14 protein-coding genes and 3 tRNA genes are annotated in these 24688 nt (G+C 64.5%); 6 read left to right on the top strand and 11 right to left on the bottom strand.

Features of this window, described 5'->3' with window-relative positions:
• Positions 1-6: 6 nt before the first annotated feature.
• Both HAHE_RS04245 and lgt read left to right on the top strand, forming a co-directional pair.
• Positions 7-1086: a M42 family metallopeptidase gene (locus tag HAHE_RS04245; RefSeq protein ID WP_338688865.1), complete on the top strand. Its 1080-nt coding sequence runs from the start codon at positions 7-9 to the stop codon at positions 1084-1086.
• A gap of 205 nt (positions 1087-1291) precedes the next feature.
• Positions 1292-2302, top strand: a complete 1011-nt coding sequence (gene lgt, locus HAHE_RS04240) for a prolipoprotein diacylglyceryl transferase (protein ID WP_338688863.1) — start codon at positions 1292-1294, stop codon at positions 2300-2302.
• On the opposite strand, the gene HAHE_RS04235 is transcribed toward lgt, so the two are convergent.
• Positions 2286-2741 carry a LysM peptidoglycan-binding domain-containing protein gene (locus HAHE_RS04235; RefSeq protein ID WP_338688861.1) on the bottom strand — a complete coding sequence of 152 codons (456 nt, stop codon included), beginning with the start codon at positions 2739-2741 and terminating at the stop codon, positions 2286-2288. The genes lgt and HAHE_RS04235 overlap by 17 nt on opposite strands.
• 148 nt (positions 2742-2889) lie before the next feature.
• On the opposite strand from HAHE_RS04235, the gene HAHE_RS04230 reads away from it, so the two are divergent.
• Both HAHE_RS04230 and HAHE_RS04225 read left to right on the top strand, forming a co-directional pair.
• Positions 2890-2962 (top strand) — tRNA-Ala (locus HAHE_RS04230).
• Positions 2963-3046: 84 nt separating this feature from the next.
• A complete protein-coding gene (locus HAHE_RS04225; RefSeq protein ID WP_338688859.1) occupies positions 3047-4066 on the top strand; it encodes an aldo/keto reductase in 1020 nt (339 codons plus the stop codon).
• Between the two features lie 362 nt (positions 4067-4428).
• On the opposite strand, the gene HAHE_RS04220 is transcribed toward HAHE_RS04225, so the two are convergent.
• The 7 genes from HAHE_RS04220 to HAHE_RS04190 form a co-directional block, all read right to left on the bottom strand.
• Positions 4429-5865 carry a DUF1501 domain-containing protein gene (locus tag HAHE_RS04220; protein WP_338688857.1) on the bottom strand — a complete coding sequence of 479 codons (1437 nt, stop codon included), beginning with the start codon at positions 5863-5865 and terminating at the stop codon, positions 4429-4431.
• Between the two features lie 4 nt (positions 5866-5869).
• Positions 5870-8740 carry a PSD1 and planctomycete cytochrome C domain-containing protein gene (locus HAHE_RS04215; protein ID WP_338688856.1) on the bottom strand — a complete coding sequence of 957 codons (2871 nt, stop codon included), beginning with the start codon at positions 8738-8740 and terminating at the stop codon, positions 5870-5872.
• Between the two features lie 210 nt (positions 8741-8950).
• Positions 8951-9032: transfer RNA gene (locus HAHE_RS04210), tRNA-Leu, on the bottom strand.
• Positions 9033-9718: 686 nt separating this feature from the next.
• Positions 9719-10660, bottom strand: a complete 942-nt coding sequence (locus tag HAHE_RS04205) for a DUF4405 domain-containing protein (protein WP_338688855.1) — start codon at positions 10658-10660, stop codon at positions 9719-9721.
• Between the two features lie 4 nt (positions 10661-10664).
• Entirely contained in the window at positions 10665-11927 is a 1263-nt protein-coding gene (locus HAHE_RS04200) for an FAD-dependent oxidoreductase (protein WP_338688854.1), read from the bottom strand.
• Between the two features lie 90 nt (positions 11928-12017).
• A complete protein-coding gene (locus HAHE_RS04195; RefSeq protein ID WP_338688853.1) occupies positions 12018-16154 on the bottom strand; it encodes an Ig-like domain-containing protein in 4137 nt (1378 codons plus the stop codon).
• Positions 16155-16479: 325 nt separating this feature from the next.
• Positions 16480-16565 (bottom strand) — tRNA-Tyr (locus tag HAHE_RS04190).
• A 188-nt stretch (positions 16566-16753) separates the two neighbouring features.
• Here HAHE_RS04190 and HAHE_RS04185 point away from each other — a divergent pair.
• Together HAHE_RS04185 and HAHE_RS04180 are read left to right on the top strand one after the other, a co-directional pair.
• On the top strand, positions 16754-19702 hold the full coding sequence (locus tag HAHE_RS04185) for a PSD1 and planctomycete cytochrome C domain-containing protein (RefSeq protein ID WP_338688852.1): 2949 nt from the start codon (positions 16754-16756) through the stop codon (positions 19700-19702).
• A gap of 2 nt (positions 19703-19704) precedes the next feature.
• Positions 19705-21141, top strand: coding sequence for a DUF1501 domain-containing protein (locus tag HAHE_RS04180; protein ID WP_338688851.1), 1437 nt, complete (start codon positions 19705-19707; stop codon positions 21139-21141).
• A gap of 222 nt (positions 21142-21363) precedes the next feature.
• Here the strand turns inward: HAHE_RS04180 and HAHE_RS04175 are convergent, their stop codons facing one another.
• The 3 genes from HAHE_RS04175 to HAHE_RS04165 form a co-directional block, all read right to left on the bottom strand.
• The gene (locus HAHE_RS04175) at positions 21364-22134 is read right to left on the bottom strand and encodes a 3-oxoacyl-ACP reductase family protein (RefSeq protein WP_338688850.1); all 771 of its coding nucleotides are present in this window, start codon (positions 22132-22134) and stop codon (positions 21364-21366) included.
• Between the two features lie 59 nt (positions 22135-22193).
• The gene (locus HAHE_RS04170) at positions 22194-22877 is read right to left on the bottom strand and encodes a DUF1080 domain-containing protein (protein ID WP_338688849.1); all 684 of its coding nucleotides are present in this window, start codon (positions 22875-22877) and stop codon (positions 22194-22196) included.
• Positions 22878-23108: 231 nt separating this feature from the next.
• Positions 23109-24599, bottom strand: coding sequence for a prenyltransferase/squalene oxidase repeat-containing protein (locus HAHE_RS04165; protein WP_338688848.1), 1491 nt, complete (start codon positions 24597-24599; stop codon positions 23109-23111).
• Positions 24600-24688 lie beyond the last annotated feature (89 nt).

The raw sequence follows: 24688 nt of genomic DNA, 5'->3' as shown, positions 1-24688 counted from the left end.
GTCGCCATGCGCGACAAGGCCATTTCCCTGCTGCAGGAGCTGACGGAAGCCCACTCAGTGCCGGGCCACGAGGAAGAGGTGCGGGCGATATTCGCCGACGAACTGGAGAACAGCGGCGAACTCTCGACCGACGGCAACGGCTCGGTCTTCTGCGACGCGGGTGGCGACGGACCGCGGGTGATGATCGCCGGGCACATGGATGAGATCGGCTTTCTCGTTCAGAACATCACGCTCGACGGTTTCATCCAGTTCCATCCGGTCGGCGGATGGTGGGAGCACAACCTGCTCTCGCAGCGCGTCGAGGTGCGAACGCGCGACGGTCGCAAGATCCTCGGTGTGGTCGCCTCGAAGCCGCCGCATTTCCTTCCCGAAGCGGAACGCCGCCAGGTGATGCCCATCGACCGGATGTTCATCGACGTCGGTGCCTCGTCGCGCGCGGAAGCAATCGAGGACTTCGGTATTTCGCTTGGCGATCCGATCGCGCCGGTGAGTGCCTTCACCCCGATGGCGGGCAAGGATCTCTACATGGCCAAGGCCTTCGACAACCGCGTCGGGATGGCGGGAGCGATCCATGCGGGTCTGCTTGCCGGTGGCGACGAACGCGGCAACCGCTTGCTGTTGGCGGGCACCGTTCAGGAAGAGGTCGGCCTGCGGGGCGCGCGATCGGCGGCGAACTTCGCGAAGCCGGACGCGGTGGTGGTTCTGGAAGGTCCTCCAGCGGATGACACCCCCGGCTTTTCCCGCGCCGATTGCCAAGGTCGGCTCGGTGGCGGTGTGCAGATCCGGCTTTTCGATGCCAGCGCGATCGGCAATCCGAACTTCGCCCGTCTCGCTCAGGACGTCGCGAAGGAGGAGGGGATTCCGTTCCAGATGACCGTCCGGCGCAGCGGCGGCACCGATGCCGGCAGTTTCCATCTGGCCAACAATGGCATTCCCTGCGTCGTGCTCGGCGTGCCGGCCCGTTACATCCACTCGCACAATGCGATCATCGATCTCAACGACCACCTGCACATGGTGCAGCTCGCGACCGCGCTCGCCCGCAGGCTCGATGAAGAGACGGTGGCTTCGCTGACGCGGTATCTGTGATGGGCGGCGGGACGCTGGTGGCTCCGCAGGGGACCCCGTAAACGGGGAACTACAAACCCTTGTGGCCGGCCAATGGGGTTCGTAGTTCCCCCTTCAGGGGGTCAAGTGGCCGGAACCCGGCGACCGGCCGCCAGATCGCGGGACGGGGGCGTCCCGCCTCCCATGACCACTTGCCCGCCGGCGGAAAATCGTCTCTGCTCCGCCCGTGCTCGCCACTTACGTCCATGACCTTGATCCGGTCATCTTTTCGATCACCGACCAGATCAAGCTGCGGTGGTACGGGCTCAGCTACCTGATGGCGTTCATCGTGGCGGTGGTTCTGCTGAACCACCTGTCCAAGCGGAAGCTCTGGGTGCTGCCGCCGGGTTCCGCCGGTGACTTCATCGCCGCCGCGGCCATCTTCGGGGTCTTCATCGGCGGGCGGCTTGGTTACATGCTTTACTACGAGACGCTGAAGCACGGCTGGGGCTGGGTGACTGAGGATCCGCTGATGATCTTCCGGGTGTGGGATGGCGGCATGGCGAGCCACGGAGGGATTCTCGGGCTCGTGATCTTCACCTGGTTCTACGCCCGCCGGAAAAAGGTCTCGTGGACCGGTCTCGGCGACGGCCTGTGCGTGGTCGCGCCGCTCGGGCTGATGTTCGGCCGTCTCGCGAACTTCATTAACGGCGAGCTCTACGGCAGGACGGCGCAGGGCGTGGCATGGGCGATGAAATTCCCGAACACGCTGGTCGATCCGAAGCTTCCCGAGGAGGCGGAGTTCGAACAGGCGATGAAGGCGGCGGCCTCGGCGGACGAACGCCTGCTGCCCGCGCTCAACGCATGGATGGACGGGAGTTATCCCGCCGGCGCCCTGTTCGAGCAGGTGAAGACGGTGCAACGCATGAACCCGGAGGTCTCGGCGGCGCTCGAGCCGTTTCTGCTGCCGCGGCACCCGTCGCAGCTCTACCAAGCCGCGCTCGAAGGCGGCCTGCTTTTCGCGATCCTGTGGACCGTCCGCCTGCGCTATCCGAAACTGCCGCACGGCGTGCTCACCGGGCTGTTCTTCATCTTCTATGCGGTGTTCCGGATCATCGGTGAGCAATTCCGCGAACCGGATGCCAAGATGATCGGTCCGCTGACAAGCGGTCAGTTCCTGTCGATCTTCATGATCGTCGGCGGCCTCGTCTTCGTCGCCGTTGCGATGAAGCGCGGCAAGGTCAGCGAGGAATCTTGAGCTTCTGCCCGATGCGGATCACCGACCCGCTGATGCCGTTGGTCTTCTGGATCGTACCGACCGTGGTGCCGTAGCGCTTGGCCAGACCGTAGAGCGTGTCGCCCTTGCGCACCGTGTGGTAGGCGAACTTCGGAGCAGGCTTCGGCTTGGGTTTCGGCTTCGGCTTGGGCGGCGGGGGAGTCGGCGAACTCGTGCGCTGCGGCTGCGGATCCGCCTGAACGATCGGCGGAGCTTCCGACTGGGTCTCGGGTTGAGTCTCGGTCGGTTTCGGCACGGACCGGCCGTTCCACTTCTCCGGATTGTCGGCCCAGGCCTCGACGTAGTTGCCGCGGCTGTCAAACGGGCCGGTGCCGGTCGGGTTCGGGCCGCTGAAGCCGCCGCAGCCCGACAGCGCGAACGCCAAGGGTGCGGCAATCAACGGGGCGATCCATTTCGGCATGGCCTGAAGTATGCGGGTTCTCCGCCACTTGCAAAGCATGTTTAGGATTTCTTAACGATATTTGCCCTTCTGTGCCGGGCCTCCCGACCATCCTTTGACCTTGATTTCGGGTCTTCGGAATGTCACCCATCCGCCGTCGCGGCGCGAAGGGGCATTAGCTCAGTTGGTAGAGCGTTTCGTTCGCAATGAAAAGGTCAGCGGTTCGATTCCGCTATGCTCCACGCCGTCGCCCGACCCTGTTTTCGAGCGGCTGGAAACAATGATCCGTTGACCGTGCCCCGCTGCTCCGGCGTAGGCTCATGGCGATGAAGTCGCGCCCCCTCGGTTCCACCGGCCTGCATGTCAGCGAGCTCGCGCTCGGATCGCTCTACACCTCGTCGCTGGGTGGTGGCGTGGAGGAAAGCCGACGGATCCTGACGGCCGCGCGGGAGGCAGGGATCAACTACATCGACACCGCCCCGGCCTACGGCGACAGCGAGGCGACGCTCGGGGAGGCATGGGATGGGCAGCAGGACGCGTTCGTTCTCTCGACCAAGCTCGGCGGGCGGCCGCAGCCATTCGATCCGCAGGACGCGGCGGCGCTGCGAGGATCGGTCGAGGAAAGCCTGCGGCTGCTGAAGCGCGAGACGATCGACATCCTGATGATCCACGAGCCGGACCGCCCTTTGCAGTATCCGTGGTGGACCAGTTACGAGCCTTACGCCGGACCGGTGCTGGAGGTCATCGACGCACTGAAGTCGGAAGGGAAAATCAAGCACACGGGACTGGGCGGCACGACGGTGTCTGAGATGACCCACCTGATCCGGTCGGGACTCTTCGATGTGGTGCTGACGGCCTTCAACTTCAACATCCTGTTTCGTGAAGCCGCCGCCGAGCTGATCCCTGAAGCGAGGAGTCGCGGAATGGGCATCGTGATCGGCTCGGTGCTGGGGCAGGGAGGCTTGGGACGTCGCTACGACGACGCCGTTCGTGAGCGGCCGAATTGGATGTCGCACGACCGGCAACAGCAGTTGCTTCGGCTTTACGCGCTGCTGGATCAACTCGACGGCATGCCGCTCGCCGAACTCGGTGTGCGTTGGGCGCTTTCGCAGGAGGAACCGTCGAGCATCCTCATCGGGCCGAAGACGGTGGAGCAACTCGAGTCGAGTGTGGTGGCGGCGGAGCGGGGGAGCTTGCCTGAAGATGTGCTCAGGGAGCTCGACGAGATCGCGGCGATGCTGCCGAACCGTCCGTTCGAGGAGCCGATGATCCTGCCGCTCGGAAAAGATTACCGAGGTCCCGCCATGGCCAACGTCGGTGCGGCGGTGAAGGTGGGGAAGTTGTGAGTGTGAGAAGCGATTCGATTCGCCGACGTGCGGTGCCCGCGCCAGCCCATCGCGCAGGCATTCAGCTCCGAAGGGGCGTCGGCATTTAGCCCCGGGGTTCACCCCGGGGAAATTCGGTACACGCGATATTGAGCGCCGAAGGTGCGTAGGCAGACGCGTTTTGGTCATTCGGTCCGCGCCTGCGCCCCTCCGGGGCTCGAATTCTCTCCCGGTTCCCAACCCCCGGGGTGAACCCCGGGGCTAAATGCCGACGCCCCTCCGGGGCTTGTGATGGTGCCGGCGGTCGGGTTCGCCCGCCACCGGCGTGGATCCGGGGCCGCCGTCATCGCGCATGCGCGACCGGCCACCGCTCGCCCGGCCGATCAAACCAACACGTCGTGCAACACGTGGCCGTGGACGTCGGTCAGGCGCATGTCGCGGCCGCCGAAGCGGAAGGTGCTCTTGGTGTGCTCGACGCCGAGCAGGTGCAGCATGGTCGCGTGGATGTCGTGCATCTCGATCCGGTTCTCGACCGCCTTGTAGCCCCACTCGTCGGTCTCGCCGTAGCTGATGCCGCCCTTCACGCCGCCGCCGGCCATCCACATGGTGAAGCCGAACGGGTTGTGGTCGCGCCCGTTACCTCCTTGTGCGAACGGCGTGCGGCCGAACTCGCCGGCCCACACGACCAACGTTTCCTCCAGCAACCCGCGCGCTTCGAGGTCGGCCAGCAACCCGGCGATCGGTTGGTCGACCGCCGCGCAGTTCTTCTCGTGGCCGTCCTTCAGATTGTTGTGCTGGTCCCAGCGGTCGCCGGCCCCGCCCGGACAGGTCAGCTCGATGAAACGCACGCCGCGCTCGACCAGCCGCCGAGCGGCAAGGCATTGGCGCGCGAAGATCTGGGTGCCCTGCCATTTTCCGTCGAAGCCGTAGAGCTTCTTGGTCGCTTCGGTTTCGCCATCGAAGTCCATCAGGTCCGGCACCGCCGTCTGCATCATGTAGGCGGTCTCGTAGTTGCGGATGGCCGACTCGATCGGCTCGGCGCCGCCGAATCCGTCGAGTGAAAGCCCGTCGAGCGAGCGCAGCGCGTCGAGCTTGCTGCGTTGCAAGGCCGACGAATTCTCGATCGGCGTGATGTTCGCCACCGCTTCGCCCTTCGGCTTGAAGACCGAGCCTTGGAAACTGGCGGGCAGGAAGCCCGAGTTGAAGTTGTCGAGTCCCCCCGGAGGGATCAGTCCGCCATTCAGCACGACGAATCCCGGCAGGTTCTGGTTTAGGCTGCCGAGTCCGTAGCCGACCCACGCGCCCATGCTCGGGCGGCCCTGGATCCCGGAGCCGGTGTGGAGGAAATAGTTGGCCGCCGTGTGCTCGGAGAATTTGGAGGTGCACGACTTCAGCATCGCCAGCTTGTCGACGTGCTTCGCGACATGCGGGAACAGATCGCTGACCCAGTGGCCGCTTTCCCCGTACTGTTTGAACTCCCACGGCGAGGCCATCACCTTGCCGACCGCGTCGAACTGCGTCGGCTCGAGCTTGCCGATCGCTTTCCGCGGATCCTCGCCGTGATGCTTCTTCAGCAGCGGCTTGTAGTCGAAGGTGTCGACCTGCGACGGACCGCCGTCCATGTAGAGGAAGATGATGCTCCGTGCCTTCGGTCCGTAGTGGGGGGCGCGCGGCGCAAGCGGGTTGGTGCCCGACGGAATTCCGGCAAAGGCGCGATCTCCGAGCAGTGCGGACAGCGCGACCGCGCCGAATCCGTGCGCTCCGGTCTGGAGCGCTTCGCGGCGGGTCATCGGGTTGGGTCGGAAGTTTCGGCAGTGCATGGCGTCAGCGGAGGAAGATGAACTCTTTCTTGTTGAACAGCAAATGGCAGAGGTCGGCCCACACCCGTGGGTCCTCGGCTCCCGTGGAGTAAAGCCCGGCCTGGCGTTCGAGGAAGGACAGGAGCATCTCTTTTTCCTTCGCATCCGGCTCGCGGGAAAACGCCTGACGGTAGGCCTTCGCCAGCCGGGCATCGGGATTCGGTTCGGCCTCGAGTTTCTTGGCCCAGATCTTCGCCTGCTCGGCGACAAACGGATCGTTCATCAGCACCAGCGACTGCGCAGGGACGTTCGAGCGCGAGCGACGGCCCATCGTGCTGAACGGGGTGGGGTAGTCGAAGGCGAGGTGGAACGGCGGAAGGAAATTGCGCCGGACCGCGGTGAAGACGCTGCGCCGGCCCGCGCCATCGAGCGGTCCGCATGGTGGTCGACCGCGGCCTTCCATGAACGAGGTCAGGTGGACCGCCACGGAAGGACCGTCGAGTTTCGGATCGAGTCGGCCGGAGATGGCGAGGATACCGTCGCGGATCGACTCGGACGTCAGACGCCGCACGCGGAACTTGTGAAGCAGCGCGTTGTCGGCATCGACCTCGGCGATCGTGTTCTCGCTGACTTCCGGATGCGCCACGCAGGACATCCGGTAGGTGCGGGATAGGACGATCGAGCGGATCATCTGCTTGTTCGACCAGCCGTTCTCGACGAAGCGACGAGCGAGCCAGTCGAGCAGCTCGGGGTGCGACGGGTCCTCGCCCATCACGCCGAAGTCATCGACGGTCGGCACGATGCCGCGGCCGGTCAGGTGGTGCCAGATCCGGTTGACCTGGACGCGGGCGGTGAGCGGGTTGTCGGGCGATGCTACATCGCGCGCGAGTTCGAGTCGGCCGCTCGACGTCTTCGGTGCGGCCTTCTCCTTGCCACCGAGAGCCGTGAGGAATCGACGCGGCAGTTCGTCACCGAGATTCTTGTGTCCGCCGCGGATGTGCAGCCGGTCGTTCTCCGGCGTTCCCTCGGTCATCGCCAGGACGTAGTCGGGCGCCGGCATATCCTTCCAGATCGCCTTGGCCTGCTCCACGGCGGAAGCCGCAACCGCGGGATCGGCAATCGGTGTAAGTGCCGGCTCGCCCTTGCGTGGCTGGTAGCCGACCTCGTCGACCGCGATGTAGCCGTCGCCCTTGTCGAGGAACTCCACATACACGCGATGCCCGACATACTTCCTCAGGTCGCCGGCGAAGCGTTTCCATTGCCACTTGCCTCCGGTGTCGATGCCCTTGTCCTTCAGGTCGATGCCTCGGAAGAGCAGGGCGTTGAACTCGTCCATGAAGTAGCCGTCGATGATCACCCGGGCCCGCACGTTGCCGGTCGCCGCGATCCGGATGTGCAGCTCGGGTTTCTCAAGGGTGAAGGTCGGCGTCCGCAGCACCCCGTGAAGTTGCGAGCCGTAGAGGCCACTGTGCCACACGCCGGCCGGGATGTGTTCGGTCTGTCCCGGCAGCAGCGCGATTTCGAGCGGTGCAGCGCCCGATGGTTGATCCGGAAACGCTTCTCCACTCTTCAGCCAGCCATCGGTCTCGCCTCCCTGGAAATCCCAGAGAACGCCTTCTCCTTTGGCGGACGGCGACGCCTTCACGGTGCCTGCCGCACTTACAGTCGTTTCCTTCTGAAGCTGGCGCAGCCGTGTGGCGGCTTCAGCGATTCTTCCGCCCGGATCGCGGGGCGTCAGTTCGCGGCGCGAGCTCTGCAGGAAACCGGTGAGCGAGTAGTAGTCCTCGTCGGAAATCGCGTCGAACTTGTGATCGTGGCAGCGCGCGCACGAGACCGTGAGTCCGAGGAACGACTTCGAGAACGCATCGATCTGGTTGTCGATGCGTGTCGCTTCGTCACCACGGACGTCGGTCGGGGCGTGGGTCGCCTCGCCAAGCCACCAGAAGCCGGTGGCGGCCACTGATTCGTTGAGGCCGGACTTCTCGTCGACACGCGGGCTTTCCAAGAGATCGCCGGCGATCGCCTCGCGGATCATCTGGTCGTGCGGCACGTCGGCGTTGAAGGCGCGCACGACGGTGTCGCGGTATTTCCACGCTTCCGGGATGTTGTAGTCGAATTCATGGCCGTAGCTCTCGGCATAGCGTGCGAGGTCGAGCCAGTGGCGGCCCCATTTCACGCCGTAGTCGGATGACGCGAGGTAGCGGTCGACGACCTTCTCGAAAGCATCGTCGGAGGTGTCGGCGACAAAGGCGTCGACTTCTTCCGGAGTCGGTGGCAGGCCGCGGAGGTCGAAGCTCAGGCGACGGATCCATGAGGGACGGTCGGCATCCGGTGCGGGCTTCAGATTGGCTGCTTCAAGCTTGGCGAGAATGAACTGGTCGAGTGGTTGCAGAGGCCAATCGGAGTCCTTGACCGCGGGCGGCCGCACCTCCTTGACCGGCTGCCAGCACCAATGTGTCGCGCGGCGTGCCTGGATGTCGAAGGCGTCGCGATTCTTGCCGGGTTTCGGCGGCTCTTCGTCGGGCCACGGTGCGCCCATTTCGACCCATTTTTCGAAGTCTGCCACCTGCTCGTCGGTGAGACGCGTCTTCGGCGGCATCTGCAGGTCGACGTTGGTGTAGCGGATGGTTTCGATCAGCAGGCTCTCGTCGGGTTTGCCCACGACGATCGAAGGTCCGCTGTCGCCGCCCTTGAGGATGGAAGCCCGCGAGTCGAGGAAGAGATCCGCCTTGAGCTTCTTGGCATCGACGCTGTGGCACTCATAGCAGGCCGACGCGAGGACCGGGCGGATCTTGTTTTCGAAGAATGCGAGATCCTCCGGTGATGGCTGCGCGGATGCGATACCGAGCGAGCTCAGGCAGGCTGAAGCGAGCAGGATGGAGCGAAAGCAGGACATGAACGGGCAGGCCGAGGCCGTGAAACCCTGAATACGGCAGGAAAGGCCCGGATTTTCAGGACAATATGCCGCGGAGCGCCTCACCCGCGAAGCAAATGTGGGGGGGCGTTTGTCCTCGGCCGGCAGCGATTTGGAGGAAAGGCTGCTGGTGCAATGCCCACCGCGGACAAGCGAGGGCGCTTGTCCCTACCTTTGCTTGAAGAGAGAAAGTACCGGGGACAGGACTCGAACCTGCACACCTTGCGGCGCCTGATCCTAAGTCAGGTGCGTCTACCAATTCCGCCACCCCGGCGAGGGTCGGGGGCTTCTCGCAGGTCTTGCCGAGTCTGGCCAGCGAAAGTGGCGGTGAGCATGTGAGGAAAAAGCGCCGAAGGTGCGGTGGAATTCGCCACGGGGTTTACCCCGTGGTTTGGGAACGAGAGGGGATTCAAGCCCCGGAGGGGCGCAGGCGCGGACCGAATGACCCAAACGCGTCTGCCTACGCACCTTCGGCGCTCAATATCACGTGCACCGATTTTCCCCGGGGTGAACCCCGGGGCTAAGTGCCTGCGTCCCGTCGGGACTCAAGAGAGCGGGGCTCCGGGACTGAAGAGTGCTCAGCAGATCATCGTGCGAGCGCCATTGTTCGGTTCGAAAGCAAGCGCCGAAGGTGCGTCGGCATTTAGCCACGGGGTTTACCCCGTGGTTCAGGAACCGAGAGGGATTCAAGCCCCGGAGGGGCGCAGGCGCGGACCGAATGCCCCAAACGCGTTTGCCTACGCACCTTCGGCGCTCAATATCGCGTGCACTGAATTTCCCCGGGGTGAACCCCGGGGCTAAGTGCCTGCGTCCCTTCGGGACTGAAGAGCCGATGATCCCGCGATCCTCCAAATGCGACCTTGCGGTTTGCGAGGTTTGATCCCGCGATTTGCGAGGCTCGATCCTGCGGGGTCCGGTGTGTTTCCCCGCGGCCTCCTTCGAAGCGCTCCGCACGGACTCTCATGGTTCCCCCCGCTCGATCGTCAGCAGGGCGCTGTCAATAAGGTCGAGGGCGGAGCCGAAGGTGTCGTCGACGAAGTAGAGCGCCCACGCTTCCTTGCCGTCATCGTCTTCGCGCTTCGGGTAGCCGACAAGGTCGAGTGTCTGGAACGCCTTCGGATGGCGTGGGTCGATTTCGACCGAGTAGACAAGCGAGGCCTGATCGGGGTTATTCGCGTGGGCGTCGCCGCGCTGGTTGATCTCGATCAGCAACTTGCAGGGTGTCGAGTTCTCTGGATCGGCAGGCAGGATGTAATCGGCCGGATCGAAGGACCCGTTCGGAGTGGGGGACGACACGACGTCGATCTCTCCCATCTCTTCCGCTTCGCGCTTGGCCTGCTCCCAGCCCTTTCTCTTGAAACTCCAATAGGGCAGTCCGACAGCGTCCGCGGTGTCGGGACCGTGCAGCGTCTTGATATGATAGGCACCCTGGTTCTCGAGCCAGATGGCGAAGTCGGGCGGGTTGGCCGCATCGAAGGACGGGCCCGCTTTCACCGTCAGTTCCATCCGGTAGTCGGGCAACGGGCGGTAGCGGTAAACCATGCGGTCGTCCGAAATCTCGAACCGGTCGACGGCGGGACCGAGGTTGCCACTCAGCCCGAGCAATGTCTTCACGGGTCCCGGCTGGAAATAGAACAGCGCCGTGAGTCCGCCGGTGATGACCAGAACTGCCCAGATCGCCCGGCCGTGCGTGTAGCCCTTCAACGGGCGGATGTTGTTGAGCACGTGCAGGCCGACGATGCCGATGAAGAGAAACCCCATCAGCGCGTGCAGTCCGACGACCCCGATGGAGAACGGCCCGACAAAGGCCACGACTCCAGTCACCGCGAGCACCAGAAAGGTCAGCGTGATGAACAGCGAGGTCGACCTTCGCCGCAGGGTCCCGAGGTTGGTCTTGCGCATGGCCTCAGGCTTTGCCCGGAAGGATCGCTCCGTGATCGGAAAGGAGCCGGTGGATATCGTCGAGCGGGACTTTGAGCGGCGTCGTCCCGCCCTTGACCGCCAGCACGGCTGCGGCCGCGGCGGCTTGGCCCATGCCCATGCACGATGCCTGGACCCGCAGGCCGGAATTCGCGAGACGGTCGCTCGAGACGCTGCGGCCGGCGACGATGAGATTGCGGCTGCCTTTCGGGACCAAGGCGCTCAATGGGATGGTCGGCACGGTGCCCGGCTTCAGCGGCTTCGGCTTCACGCCGCTCTTGGTGTGCAGGTCGACGGGGTAGAACGCGTTCGACACCGCATCGTCGAAGAGCCGGCCGCCGGTGTAGTCGTTCACGGTGATCACCGTTTCGCCGACGATCCGGAAGCTCTCGCGAAAGGCGGCCTCCGGTTGCAGGTGCATCAGTCGCTTCTTGTCCTTGCGGAGCTTCTCGAGCACCGACTTGCGGCCGGTCAGGTTCGCCTGCGTGACGGTCCGCGAGTTCGTCGAGTCCGCACCATGCACGTAGAGTTGGTGAAGCTGGTGGCGTCCCGGATCATTCGCTTCGCCGAGATGGAAAAGCATCGAGCCCGGCTGTGTCTCGTCTTCCCGCATCCGCTCGAAGCCCGCCATGCCGACCACCTCGGCGCCGCCGGTGCAGTCGATGATCTGCTTGCAGCGGATCTGCCGGCGGGTGCCGAAGCCGGTGCACTCGACCTGCCATCCTCCATCGACAGGCGTGACCGAAGTCGGGAACTCATAGTAGCAAATCGTGACGCCCGCCTTCGCGCATTTCTCCTCGGCGAGGATGGCGTAGAGGAACTGGTTCACGTGCACCTGGTTCATCCAGTGACGCTGGGGGACTTTGGCGAAATTCGGGAGCTTGCCGCCGTCGAGTTCGACCGATTCCTTCACCAGCTCCCAGCCGATGCCCGCGATCACCTGCTTGCCCCAGGCATCGAAGAGCCCGGGAAAGGCGACACCGCCGGTGGTTGTCATCCCGCCAAGCTGGGCGCCGCGTTCGAGCAGCAGCGTCTTCGCTCCGGCGCGACCGGCCTGGATCGCGGCGATCGTGCCCGCCGTCCCTCCACCGACCACCAGCACGTCGACATCGGTCGAGATGTCCGCCTTTCCGGCATCAGGTAGGGCTGACGCCTCGACGTGGGTCGTTGATGCAAGTGCCGCCCCCACCGGAGCCAGCAGCGAGCTTTGCAGGAACCTTCTGCGACCGGGTGAGGGGGAATCGCTCATGGTGCGTAGGCCTAGCACGCCGACACCGGCTCAGGCGAGTCCGGCGTCGTCGTGCGCAAAGGCCATCGGGTGTTGCTCCGGCGGGCCCGTTCAGTTGGCGACGACCCGGACGAACAAGGCCGGATTGGCGAGCAAGGCGGCATCGAGCGTGATCTCGACCGTTTCCACCGGATTGCCGTTGTCGGACGTCTCGCTGACCGGCGTGAACGTCGTCCAGCCGCCGGGCGAGAGGTCGGTCGACCATTCGTAGCTGAAGGTCGCACCGCTCAGCGACGGCGTGCGGCGGGTGTAGCTCAGCGTTCCGACGGCCGCATCGAGTCCGACCGAGATCGGGCTCGGCGACTGACCGCTGGTCGGGTTGAGTCCCCAGATCCGCTCCTCGTCGTTGTTCAGGCCGTCGTTGTCGAAGTCGGCATTCGGATCACTGAGGTCGGCGCCGGGATAGCCGGCAGCCCACGCATCGTAGTCGTCCGGCGTCGTGCCGCTTTCCAGCAAGTCGATCATCGCGCGGCCCATCGCGTCACCCACCAGCGTGTAGGTCTCCGCGTTGTTGTTGTAGTGGAAACCCTGCCCGCCGGGCGACTCCGAGACATCGCGCCAGTAGCCGGTGGTGTCGACCGATGCCACCGTGCCGGCGAAGCCCGGATACAGCGTCGGGTTTCCGACCGCCATCTGCGCGTTGAAGATCGTGTCGCCACTGCTGCCCGGATCCCACGTGCCGCCGCCGAAGCCGACAGTCGCGACCACGAAGGGAGCGTTCGGTGAGTTGAATTCCGTCCGCAGGGCGTTGATCAGGTTGACCAGATTCTGCTCGTAGCGCGTGGCGTAAAGGCTTGCCGTGCCGGTGCCCTGTTCGCCGCCGTCCCAGTGGCCCTGCCACCAGACGAAGCCGGCGATTTCGTAGCCTTGGGCGGCCCAGTCCGGGTAGTGGGTGGCGAAGTCGGCGAGGACGTCGGCGACGTTGGTGATGGACGAGAAGCCGGAGCCGCTCGGATGCCAATCGGCTTCGTCGAGGAAGCAATCGTCGTACTGTTTGCCCGCATACCAGCCTCCCTCGGAAGTCGGATCATACGGCCCGGGCGGAGTATCGATCGGCTCGATCTCGTCCCACTGCTTGTCCTGGTCGCCGTAGCCGGCGTAGGTGATCCCGTCCACCGTGTAGCTGGGGCTGCCCGGCGGCATGAAGTCCCACGCGAGGCCGCGGTTCCCCTGCGAGCTCTTGATGATGAGGACCGGCTCGTCGTGGTAGTAGCCCATCACGTGGCCGAATCCCTGCTCGGGGCCGATGCGGTTGCCCTGCACGCCGACCTTCAACGGGCCATCGCCGATCGCGGTGACGACACCTCGGTAATAAACGTCGTTGCGTTGGGTGTAGGCGCCGCCGTCGACCATGTTCGGGAACTTGTTCTCGCGCATCAGGACCGATTCCATCGATCCCGGCTCGTTGCCGTCGATGTAGCCGATCCCGACCATGTTCGACTGGCCGGACATGATGTAGACCTTGACCGGCTTGGTGGTGACACCGGTGTCGGTGCCAACCGGGTCCGGAAGGGGGTAGGGGACGTTCGGCTTCTCCAGCCCGTCATTCGGATCGGTGAAGGAGGCGGTGGCCTCGTACCAGTCGCCCGCGCCATCCGAATCGGAGTCGGGGAGGTAGGGATTGGTGCCGGTGTCGGTGGTCCGGTCGACGAAGGTCCCGCTGTTCGATTCAATCCCGTCCTTGAGGCCGTCCTTGTCGTAGTCGGGGTCGGTCGGATCGGTGCCGGTGTCGGCGGCGCCGGCCCAGACGCCCGTGTTGCTTTCGACGTCGTCATCCAGCCCGTCGCCGTCCGTGTCGGGATTGAGCGGATCGGTGATCGGCCGCAAGCCGGCGCCGACGGTTTCCGGTCCGTCCTCGAGATTGTCACCGTCGGTGTCGGGATCGTTCGGATCGGTGCCGAGCTGGTATTCCTCCCAGTTGGTCAGGCCGTCTCCCGCGCCGCCGTTCTCAAGGTCGTCGCCCGGATTCAGGCCGGTATTCGAGGGCGGGTCGGTGTTGGCCAGCTCGTAGTCGTCCGGGAAGCCATCGAGGTCGGTGTCGGTGATGTAGAACTCGAAGATGTCGCTTTCCACCGGCACCCCGGTCGGGCTGCCTTCGAGGTAGGAATCGACGCGCCAGTAGTAGGTGTCAGCGACAGGCGCATTGACGGTCACGCTGGTGACGTTCAGGCCGGCATCCACGACTTTCGTGAAATCCGAAACCGGATCGGTGCCGAACCAGACATCGACCCACACGTCCGAGCCGACATTCGGCAGGAGATTGGTCCACATCAGGTCGAGGTCGCCGCCGGCGGTCACCACCCGGAAGGGCGAGGGGTCCATCGGGTGTTCGATGGCGAGATGGAACACAAGGTCACCCGAGGTGAGGTTCAACGCCGTGCCGAGACCGGCACCCGGGTTCTCGCCGGTGAATCGTTGCCCGCCCGCGAACACGTCGCCGGTGCTGCGGAGCTGGGGAATGCCGGCGGTGTGGCTCTGCTGCGATCCCGCAAGGCCGACCTGAAAGGCGTAGAGCGTGCTGGGTGCGAGTTCGACCGGCGCTCCGAGCGTGAAGGTGTAGTAGGATCCGCTCGGGATGTCGGCATCCTGGCGAATGACTTCCGAGCTGATCTCGTTGAAGACGTTCGGGCTGCCGAGTGTCACGGTGCCGACGCGGACGATGTAGTCCTTCCAGCCGCTGATCGTGCCATCTCCATCGGTCAGCTGGACGGTGATCGACTTCAGCGCACCGCCGGTGGCGTCGCTGGTGAAGGTGTTGCCCTGCGCGGGACGGTCGGTCCAGATGGACTGGCCGCCGGTGGCCGCATCAAGATTCGACTGATCGAGGCCGCTGGGAATCGGAGCCGACGCGCTGGTCGTAAGCGTGCCGATCAGCGGAGCGGCGAGCGTGCTGAAATTCCAATCCGTGGATGCGGCAAAGCCGGCGAAAGCCAGACCGGCGAGGTCCTCGAACGCGCCTGCCGAAATCTCGACATGGTAGTCGGTGCCGTAAGTGAAGTTGCCGCTCGGATCGATCGTGACCTGCCCGCCCGCGATCGTTACCCGGGCGTCGGTGACCGGGATGGTTTCGAAGGTGCCGCTCCCGGTTTCGACGATGAGGATGTCACCGGTGCCTTTGACGACCGTTTCATCGAAGGTCAGGACGAGATTCGCACCGAGCGCGACATCGATCTCGTCGTCCGCAGGACTCAGCGATGCGATGCCCGGTGGTGTGATGTCGGGCGGCGCGGTGGTGAAGTTCCAGGTCGTCGCATCCGCGATGCCGGCGAAGACGTTCGGCGTCGGCGCGGTGTCGAGGATTGCACCGGCGGCGATCTGGACATCGTAGTCGGTTTCGGTCGCCAGCGTTCCGGTGGGGTCGATGGTGACCACGCTGCCGCTGAACGAGACCCGCGGGTCGGTGACCGGGATCGTTTCGAAAACACCGACGCCCGTCTCCGTGATCACGATGTCTCCGCTGCCGGCCTGGACGACCTCATCGAACGTGATCGCGAGGTTGTCGACGGCCGGAGCGTCGGTGGCGTCGTCCGCGGGACTCAGATTCAGGATGGCGGGCGGCACCGTGTCCGATGCCGAGGCGAGGTTGAGGTGGAAAACCCGGTCCCAGCTGGTGGTTGAGTTGATGGTGGCCGGGTCGCCGTCGCCCCTCGAGTATCGGTAGCCGTTCGCGACCTCGTCGGCGCGGTTGTAGTAGAGATAGGGAATGCCGGGCTGGTAGGCGCCGCCGGACGTCATCTCGACATCGATGCCGTAGAGGGTGTTCGGAGAAAGGCTGAGTGGGGTGTCGAGGGTCCAAGTGAACCAGTCGCCTCCGACCCAAGTTCCGCTCGAAACGTGACCGGTCTCAAGAACCACCGTCGTCGTGTCGGCGTTGTTCGGGTCGATCTCGACCACCCGGATGCTCCAGGTTTTGTCCGCGGGCGCCGGAGCCGTTTGGCTGGTCGTCCTGACCTGCATCGAGAACGAGTAGAGCGTGTAGCTGGCGTCGCTGCCCGTGGTGAACGCCTGCCCGTGGTTGGTCGTGTCCGTCCACGTTTTATCGTCGTGATTCGTCGTCGACGTCAGGTTTCCGATATCGGCACCGTCAATGGTCGGTGGGGTGCTGCTGATCGTAACACTGCCGGCGTGAACGAGCGGCAGGATCACTGCAATCAGCGGCGGAAGACACAGGGAATGAATGGGTTTCACGATGCCACTGTCGGGGTTTCAGGCGATTTTTCAGGCACTTTCGATCGTTGATTCGAATCAAAGTGAAGTGCATTTGCGCCGATGCGGGCGCACTGCACCGCATCAATCATCGTCCCTCATTTGCGACGGCGAAACTCGTGAATCCACGAGTGCGGAAGCGTCGGCGGCCCAAATCGGGTGAACGCTTGGCCGAATGGTGAGATGGTAGGGTGGAGGGTGGCGGACTTGTTCCGGCCGGCTTCCTCATCACGAACCTCCCGAATCGCTCCGTGCTTTCTTCAACGACCTCACCGACTCAGTCGCGTCGCCATCCCCGGAAGGGGGATGGTGGGCAGGGCTGGATTCGAACCAGCGTACTCATACGAGAGCAGATTTACAGTCTGCCGCCTTTAACCACTCGGCCACCTACCCGTAACCCTTGGTCCGCTTTGCAGCGGGGCCGGTTGTCTACGGAGGGGCATGGGGTTTGGCAAGGGGAAAAAGAAACCGCGCCGGTGGCGGGTGATGTGCTGACGCAGAACCCTTCGGAATGGCGGCTGAAGCCGTTTTCTGACAACGTTTCCAGGCTCGTGTCGTAGCGGTGCACCGACGGTTTTTTCATGAATCGACCTTTTCCAATTTCACTTCCACTTCTGCTCGCGGGCGCCGTTCCGCTTGCGGCCGATGACGCCGGGATCGAGTTCTTCAAGAACGAGGTCCGCCCGATCTTCGAAGAGAACTGCTTCAAGTGCCACGGCGGCACCGACTCGCGTGGCGAGGTCAAGGTGCGCGGTGAGCTGCAGCTGATCAGCCGAAAGGGCATGATGATCGGCGGCGATCACGGCCCGGCGATCAATCTCGAGAAGCCGGAGGAGAGCGTGATCCTGATGGCGCTTTCCTACGAGAACGACGACCTCGAGATGCCGCCGCGCGGCAAGCTCGACGATTCGAAGATCGAGACGGTCCGCAAGTGGATCGAGATGGGCGCGCCGTGGACGCCGGAGGACGCCGACCTGCTGGTCGAGGTCCACGATCCGCTTGCCGGAGTGACCGAGGTCAACGAGACGACGCGGAACCATTGGTCGTATCGCGCGATGGAACGTCCGGAGGTGCCGAAGGCGGCCGACTCGAAGTGGAACGAGAACCCGGTCGACGCGTTCATCGCTTCCAAGATCGAGGCCGAGGGGCTCACTCCGAACGACGGGGCCGGCCGCGCGGAGCTGCTACGGCGTGCGTCGTACGATTTGACCGGTCTGCCGCCGACGCTTGAGGAGATCCGTCAGTTCGTCGAAGACAAGTCGCCCGATGCATGGGAGAAGCAGGTCGAACGCCTGCTCGCCTCGCCGCACTACGGCGAGAAGTGGGCGCGTCACTGGCTGGATGTCGTTCGCTATGCCGAGTCGAACGGCTTCGAGCGCGATGCCGAGAAGACCTACGTCTGGCGCTACCGTGACTGGGTGATCGACGCCTTCAACGAGGACAAGCCCTACGACCGCTTCGTCGCCGAGCAGATCGCCGGGGACGAATTGCCCGACCGCGATGCCGATTCGATGATCGCGACCGGTTTCCACCGGCTGATGCAGTGGGACGACGAGCCGGCCGATCCGAAGCAGTACGAGTTCGATGTTCTCGACGACAACGTACGGGTGATCAGCGAGGGTTTCATGGCAATGACCCTCGGCTGCGCGCGCTGCCACGATCACAAGGGCGATCCGATGCCGCAGACGGACTACTATCGCTTCACGGCCTTCGTGCGCGGCATCAAGCCGATGCAGAAGGGGAATGCGAATCTCGTGATGGTCGATCTGCCCGAGGGCGAGTCCCGTCACGAGTCGGAGCAGGAGAAGCTGCAGGACGAGCTGGAAGAATTGCGCAAGCAAGTCGAGAGGATCGAGGGTGAGGCGGTCGAACTGGCCCGCAAGAAGCATCCGGAACTCGCCGTGCGCCTGATCGGCGGCGGTGGCAACCGGCATCTCGTCACCGATGCCAGGACGAATCCGTGGACCTGGCACTACACGACCCAGCAACCGGCGGAAGACTGGTCGGCCGTCAGTTTCCGCGCCGAACAGGAAGGTTGGGAACGCGGGCTGGCCGGATTTGGAACCACCGTGCCCGGGGCCGCGGCGAAGACGCTGTGGAATGTCGGCACGATCTGGCTGCAGACGACCTTCGGTCTCGAAGAGGTGCCGGAGCAGGTCGTGATGCACCTTTACCACGACGAGGATATCGAGGTTTTCCTCAACGGCCGACCGGTTCTCGCACGCACCGGGCACGTGAAGGACTACCTCACTCTGGAGATGGACGAGGAATTCCTCGGCGCCTTGCAGACCGGGCGGAACGTTCTCGCCGTCAAGGTTTCGCAGACCGGCGGCGGGCAGTACTTCGATCTCGGTCTCGAAGCCGGCGGCCTTTTGCCCGCCGACCTCGTGACGAAGGTGAATCTGCCGAAGGAGAAGGTCCGTCGATATCGCCAGCTCACGGCAAAGCTGAAGTCGGCCACCGAGAAACTGCGCAACCCCCGAATGGAGGTTCTGGCGGTGCAGGAAGTCGGGCGCAAGGCTCCGCCGACCCACTTGCTGATCCGCGGCAGCGCGCACGCCCCGGAAGACGAGGTCGTGCCCGGTTTCCCGGCGATCTGGGGTGGCGAAGATGCCAAGGTCGAACCTCTGCCCGACGAACTCAACTCGTCCGGGCGTCGCCTAGCCCTTGCGAACTGGCTGACCCGTCCGGACAACCCGCGGACTGCCCGGGTGATGGTCAACCGCATCTGGCAGCACCATTTCGGACGCGGCATCTGCCCGACGCCGAACGACTTCGGATACCTCGGCACCGAGCCGACTCATCCGGAACTTCTCGACTGGCTCGCGACCGAGTTTGTCGAGCGCGGCTGGAGTGTGAAGAAAATGCACCGCCTGATCATGACGTCGCGCGCCTACCGGATGTCGTCGGAGTCCCGCTACAAGGAAGCCGAGAAGGATCCGTCGAACGACCTGTTCTGGCGCTTCAATCCGCGACGTCTCACCGCCGAGGAAATCCGCGATTCGATCCTGCTGGCGACCGGCGAGCTCAATCTCGAAGCCGGCGGTCCGTCGGTTTACGTCGACCTCCCGGCGGAAGTCCTCGCGACCTCGTCGACCAAGGCCGGCAAGTGGGGCAAGAGCCCGGAAGACCAGGCGAACCGCCGCAGCATCTATGTGAAGCTCAAGCGCTCGCTGATGCCGCCGATGTTCGCCGACTTCGACTTGAGCGACATCGACAACTCCTGCCCGGTCCGGTTCACCACCACGGTGCCGACCCAGGCGCTGGCGATGCTCCACAGTGACTTCACCAACAAGAAGGCGACCGTGCTCGCTGACCGGATCCAGAAGGAAGGCGGAGCCGACCTCAAGGCGCAGGTCGAACGTGCCTTCGAGCTGATGGTCAGCCGTCCCGCCTCGGCCGACGAAATCGACCGCTCGCTCAAGTTCATCGAAACGATGAAGACCGAGCACCAACTCGACGAGGAGACCGCTGTCGACCGCTTCTGCCTCGCGCTGCTCAATCTCAACGAATTCCTCTACCTCGACTAGCCATGCCTGACTTCTGCAACCGCGTCCGCCGCCGCGAATTCATCCACCAGCTCGGAGGAGGTTTCACCTCGCTGGCTCTCGCCGGCATGCTTTCCCGCGACGGTGCCTTCGCCGACGATCTCGATTTCCCGAACCCGCTCGCTCCGCAGGAACCGCAACTGCCGGCCAAGGCCAAGGCGGTGATCTTCCTGTTCATGTATGGCGGGCCGAGCCACGTCGATACCTTCGACTACAAGCCGAAGCTCTACCCGCTCGACGGCAAGACGATCCCGGTGAAGACCTTCGGCCGCGGCGGGAAAAAGAACGAAGGCCGCGTGGTAGGTCCGAAGTGGGACTTCAAGCAGTACGGCGAGAGCGGCAAGCACGTCTCCAGTCTGTTTCCGCATGTCGGCGAGTGCGTCGATGACATCGCATTCCTACACTCGATGACGGCCGACTCGCCGATCCACGGTTCGGCGATGCTGATGATGAACTCCGGCTCGCTGATCAGCGGCCGTCCGTCGCTCGGTTCGTGGCTCAACTATGGCCTTGGCTCGATGAACGAGAACCTGCCGGGCTATGTCGTGATGCTCGACAAGACCGGCGGCCCGATCTCCGGGGCGAAGAACTGGACCTCGGGATTCATGCCGGCGTCGTATCAGGGCGTGGTCTTCCGTTCGCAAGGTAGCCCGATCCTCAATCTCTCGAACCAGCACGGCATGGACCGTGTCCAGCAGCGCTCGCTGCTCGACTTCGTCGGTGACATCAACCGCGGGCACCTCAAGGGCCGAGAGCACAACTCCGACCTCGCGGCGCGGATCGCGTCGTATGAGCTCGCCTACCGCATGCAGGCGACCGCGCCAGAGGCGATCGACGTCGACAACGAACCCGAGCACGTCAAGCGGCTCTACGGCATGGACGAACCGCGCACCGACGACTTCGCGCGCAAGTGCATCCTCGCCCGTCGCCTGGTCGAGCGCGGTGTGCGTTTCATCCAGATCTACTCGGGCGGCGCCCACAACGACGCGAACTGGGACGCCCACGGCGACCTCGTGAAGAACCACGAGCATCACGCCGGCAATACCGACAAGCCGATCGCCGGTCTGCTGAAGGATCTCAAGCAGCGCGGTCTGCTCGACGAGACGCTGGTCGTCTGGGGCGGTGAGTTCGGACGTCAGCCGACGGCCGAGTACGCCGAGGGAACCGGTCGCGACCACAACTCGTATGGCTTCACCCAGTGGATGGCCGGCGGCGGAATCAAAGGCGGCACAAGCTTCGGCGAGACCGACGAACTCGGCGCCGAAGCGGTCCGTGACCGCGTGCAGGTGAAGCACCTCCACGCCACGATCCTCCACCAGATGGGCCTCGATCCGAACGCCCTGACCTACTTCTACGGCGGACTCGACCACAAGCTGGTTGGCGTCGAAGGCGCCGAGCCGATCAAGGAGATCATCGCGTAGGGCTCGAACGGGAAAGGTAGGGTCGACCGCCCTCGGTCGACCCCGATGGAAGGAGACGGCCGGCGATCCGCCTCGGGCCACGGACGAGCGGGGGCGCTCGTCCCTACCGTGGTTGGGATCGTGCGGAAGGTAGGGTCGACCGTCCTCGGTCGACCGCGAAGGAAGGGGACGGCCGGCGATTCGCCTCGGACCACGGACGAGCGGGGGCGCTCGTCCCTACCCTCACCAAGGAATCCGCCCGCCGTTCACCAATAGCGTCTGGTTCGTCACGAAGCCCGACGCCTCGCTGGCGAAGTAACAAACCGCATTGGCGATATCCACCGGGGTGCCCCATCTTCCGACCGGCACCGTCTTCAGATAACCGTCCTTGTCCTCGGCCGGAACGTCCTCGTGGCGTTCCACCGGAATCCACCCGGGCGCTACGGTGTTCACTGTAATCCCGAACGGCGCGACCTCGTTGGCCACCGAACGCGTCCAGCCGATCTGGCCGCCCTTGGCCGCGACGTAGGCCGAAAATCCCGGCATGCCGGCGTGGAAGACCTCGCTGGTGATGTTCACGAAACGTCCGTAGCCACGCTCCTTCATCGAAGGGAAAAGTCGCTTGGCCAGCAGGAACGGGCTCTTCACGAAGGCGTCGAGCATCGATTGGTGCTCCTCCCACGTATAATCCTCGAGATCCTTCATCGGCTGAAACGGCGTCGCGTTCGCCACGAGGATCTCGACCGGCCCGAAGGTGCTTTCGATCTCACCCGCCATGCGATCGATCGACTCGGCGTCGGTCGCGTCGCCCGCCACCAGCATCGCCTCGCCTCCCGCGGCCTGGATTCCCTCGACCACCGCCTCGCCCTGCTCGCGGCTGGAGTAGCAGTTCACCACGACCTTGGCGCCCGCGGCGGCGAGTGTTTCGGCAATGATCTTTCCAAGCCCGCGGCTGGATCCGGTGACCCAGGCGACGCGGCCGTCGAGGCGGAAGGGGTGGGAGTCGTTCATCATGGACAGGGTTTAGTCGGCGTATTTCGCGAAGGGAAGGGGGCGTTCCCCGGATTGCGGCATCAGGGCTCCGGATCGAGGCGGACGAGGTCGATCTTGCGGTATTCGATCTTCATCGGCGGCCCGACATGCACCTGCACGCCGAGCAGGCCGGAGAGCTTGCGCTTTTCGGGATCGAGGTCGTTCACCTCGCTCATCAGCACGTCATTCAGGTAGTGCTGGAGCAGGTTTCCCTTCGCGACGATCCGGTAGGTGTTCCAGTCCTCCTTCTTCACCGACTTCTGCAGCTCTTCCCTCGTGCCGAGCTGCTTGACGACCTTCGGCTTCTGCCCCGGTTCGAGCACGACCGACTCGCCGCGGTAGGCGAGGAAGGTGCGACCGCGTTCCTCGTAGTTCTGGCCGGTCCAGCGGTCGCCGCCATCGATGTCCGCCTGATAGCCGGTCAGCGCCCATTTGACGTCGGGCGTGTCGATGCTGCGGTAGTTGATGCCGGAGTTGCCCTTGTCGGAGACGCGGTATTCCACCGTCAGTTCGAAGTCTTCGACCGTGCCGGCGCGCCAGATCAGGAACGAGTTCCGCTTGAGGAGCGTGTCGGGAGTGACCTCGCCGACGATGCAGCCGTTCTCGACCCGCCAGTAGGTCGGGTCGCCCTCCCAACCGTTGAGCGTCTTGCCGTCGAAGAGCGAAACCGGCTCACCGGCGTGAAGCACGCAGGCGAGGGAGCAAAAGGCGAGCAGTCGTTGCATGCCGAGGCCATACGTGGCGGCCTCCGCCGATTCTTCAAGGTAGGGTCGGACGCCCCCGGCCGACCGCGGGAACGGTGGGCCTCCTAAAGGAGGAACTACGAACCCCTGCAGCCCGCGACTGGGGTTTGTAGTTTCCCGTTTACGGGGCCTCACGGACCGCGAGCTTCAGCTCGCCCCGGAGCCCCGGTGGATGCGAGCTAAAGCTCGCGGTCCATCTGCTCGTCCCCTCCTTCACTTCCCCGTCGGCAGATACCGGTAATAAACCTCCAGCATCAGCGTCGCGAGGGCGGTCCGGTAGTGCAGGCCGTTCGCATTGTTCTCGGCATACAGCGCGCCGGCCGCCGCCGGCTTGTTCCCGCCACCCGGCACCGGCCATGAGCCATCGGCATTCTGATGATCCATCAATGCATCCCGGAACATCGGCTGGTATTTCTCCCAGTCGGTCCCGCCGCGCTGGAACATCGCCTGCGCGAGATAGTAGTGGCCGTAGAGATCGCAATCCGCGCTGTCCCACTCGAACGGCATCTTCGCCAGCGCATACTTCGCCCCCTTCCGCACCGATGCCCGCGAGCCCTTGTCCCACATCTGCAGCGAGAGCATGCCGACCCCGGTCAGGGTGCAGTAGCCGGCATTGCCGACCGGCGCGGTGCCGGTGTAGCCGAAGCCGCCGTCGCTGCCCTGCCTCGCCTCCACGTAGTCCAGCGCCTTGCGCGCGCAGCCTTCGAGGTTACGGAAGTCGATCTTCGTCAGCTTGCAGGCCTTCAGCGCCTGCACATGCCAGCCGGTGATCGAGAGGTCTCCTCCGCGGCTACTGGACTCGTCGTAGCCGTAGTCCCAGCCGCCCGACTTGTGCTGGCTGTCGATAATCAACTGCCCCGCCTTCTGCACCGTCCCGCGCAGTCCGGGGATGTCGATGCCGAGCGCGTGATGGATGCTTTCCGACTCGGCAAGGGCGTAGGTCGCGATCGCCTGCTGGTAGGGCCAATGCTTGTCGGCCGCGTTTTCGACCAGACGCCCGTTGCCCTTCATGCCCTTGTCGGTGAGGAAAGTGATTCCGCGCAGGCACGAGTCGCCGAATTCCTCGCTGAGCGCCGTCTCGCAGTGGCCGAGGTAGGCGAGCACGGCCAATCCGGTCATCGCCTCGCGGTTGCTCGTGCCCCAGCCGCCGTCGGCAGCTTGCGTGCTTTTGAGGAATCTCAGCGCGCGGATCACCCGCTCGTCGATCTCCGCGGTGCCGCCGCCTTGCTGAAGCTGCGCGATCCGGTCCTCCTTCGAGCAACGCTTGCGGAAGTCGGGTTCGAGTCGCGTCCATCCACCGGGCCCTGCTCCATCATCCATGCCGTCGTCGAATCCCGTGCCGAAGCCGTCGCCGGTTCCGAAGGGTGCTTCCGAGTCCACCGGGTTGTCGGGCACGGGGATCGCAACCGGACCGCTCGCTTCGACGTGGAGGAGGTTCGCCGATGCGGCGCTCGGGCTGGCCGGTTTCGTGGAGCTGACCTTCACCCTGGGTTCGTCGATGGGTTCGTCGGTCTCGGGATAGACATACTGGGCCTGCGGCCATGGCGTGGCCTTTTCGAACGCAGGCATCAGCACGAAGCCCATGACGAGGGCAAGCAGCGTGGTGCAGAGGATGGCGATGACCAGGCTCGCGGCTTTCGAGGACCGCTGCTGGCGTTCGAGCGCGGCGCGCGCTTCCGGGGACAGTTGGGCATGGAGGCTCATGGCAAATCGTGGTTGGAGACAGGGCGCGGCGGGCCCCATGCCCGTCGCGATCGATTTGCGGAAACTCCCGGCACCGCGCGTTTCCGCGA

It is taken from the genome of Haloferula helveola (genome assembly GCF_037076345.1).
GTDB classification, from domain to species: domain Bacteria; phylum Verrucomicrobiota; class Verrucomicrobiia; order Verrucomicrobiales; family Akkermansiaceae; genus Haloferula; species Haloferula helveola.
The sequence above is the reverse complement of the archived record's forward strand: the minus strand, read 5'-3'. Positions and strand labels throughout refer to the sequence as shown.

Bases quoted from the DNA above. Each gene is read 5' to 3' on its own strand.
- HAHE_RS04180 (WP_338688851.1), top strand. From the start codon at position 19,705: ATGCCTGACTTCTGCAACCGCGTCCGCCGCCGCGAATTCATCCACCAG.
- HAHE_RS04185 (WP_338688852.1), top strand. From the start codon at position 16,754: ATGAATCGACCTTTTCCAATTTCACTTCCACTTCTGCTCGCGGGCGCC.
- HAHE_RS04235 (WP_338688861.1), bottom strand. From the start codon at position 2,741: ATGCCGAAATGGATCGCCCCGTTGATTGCCGCACCCTTGGCGTTCGCG.
- HAHE_RS04220 (WP_338688857.1), bottom strand. From the start codon at position 5,865: ATGCACTGCCGAAACTTCCGACCCAACCCGATGACCCGCCGCGAAGCG.
- HAHE_RS04200 (WP_338688854.1), bottom strand. From the start codon at position 11,927: ATGAGCGATTCCCCCTCACCCGGTCGCAGAAGGTTCCTGCAAAGCTCG.
- HAHE_RS04225 (WP_338688859.1), top strand. From the start codon at position 3,047: ATGAAGTCGCGCCCCCTCGGTTCCACCGGCCTGCATGTCAGCGAGCTC.
- HAHE_RS04175 (WP_338688850.1), bottom strand. From the start codon at position 22,134: ATGATGAACGACTCCCACCCCTTCCGCCTCGACGGCCGCGTCGCCTGG.
- HAHE_RS04245 (WP_338688865.1), top strand. From the start codon at position 7: ATGCGCGACAAGGCCATTTCCCTGCTGCAGGAGCTGACGGAAGCCCAC.
- HAHE_RS04165 (WP_338688848.1), bottom strand. From the start codon at position 24,599: ATGAGCCTCCATGCCCAACTGTCCCCGGAAGCGCGCGCCGCGCTCGAA.
- HAHE_RS04170 (WP_338688849.1), bottom strand. From the start codon at position 22,877: ATGCAACGACTGCTCGCCTTTTGCTCCCTCGCCTGCGTGCTTCACGCC.
- HAHE_RS04215 (WP_338688856.1), bottom strand. From the start codon at position 8,740: ATGTCCTGCTTTCGCTCCATCCTGCTCGCTTCAGCCTGCCTGAGCTCG.
- HAHE_RS04205 (WP_338688855.1), bottom strand. From the start codon at position 10,660: ATGCGCAAGACCAACCTCGGGACCCTGCGGCGAAGGTCGACCTCGCTG.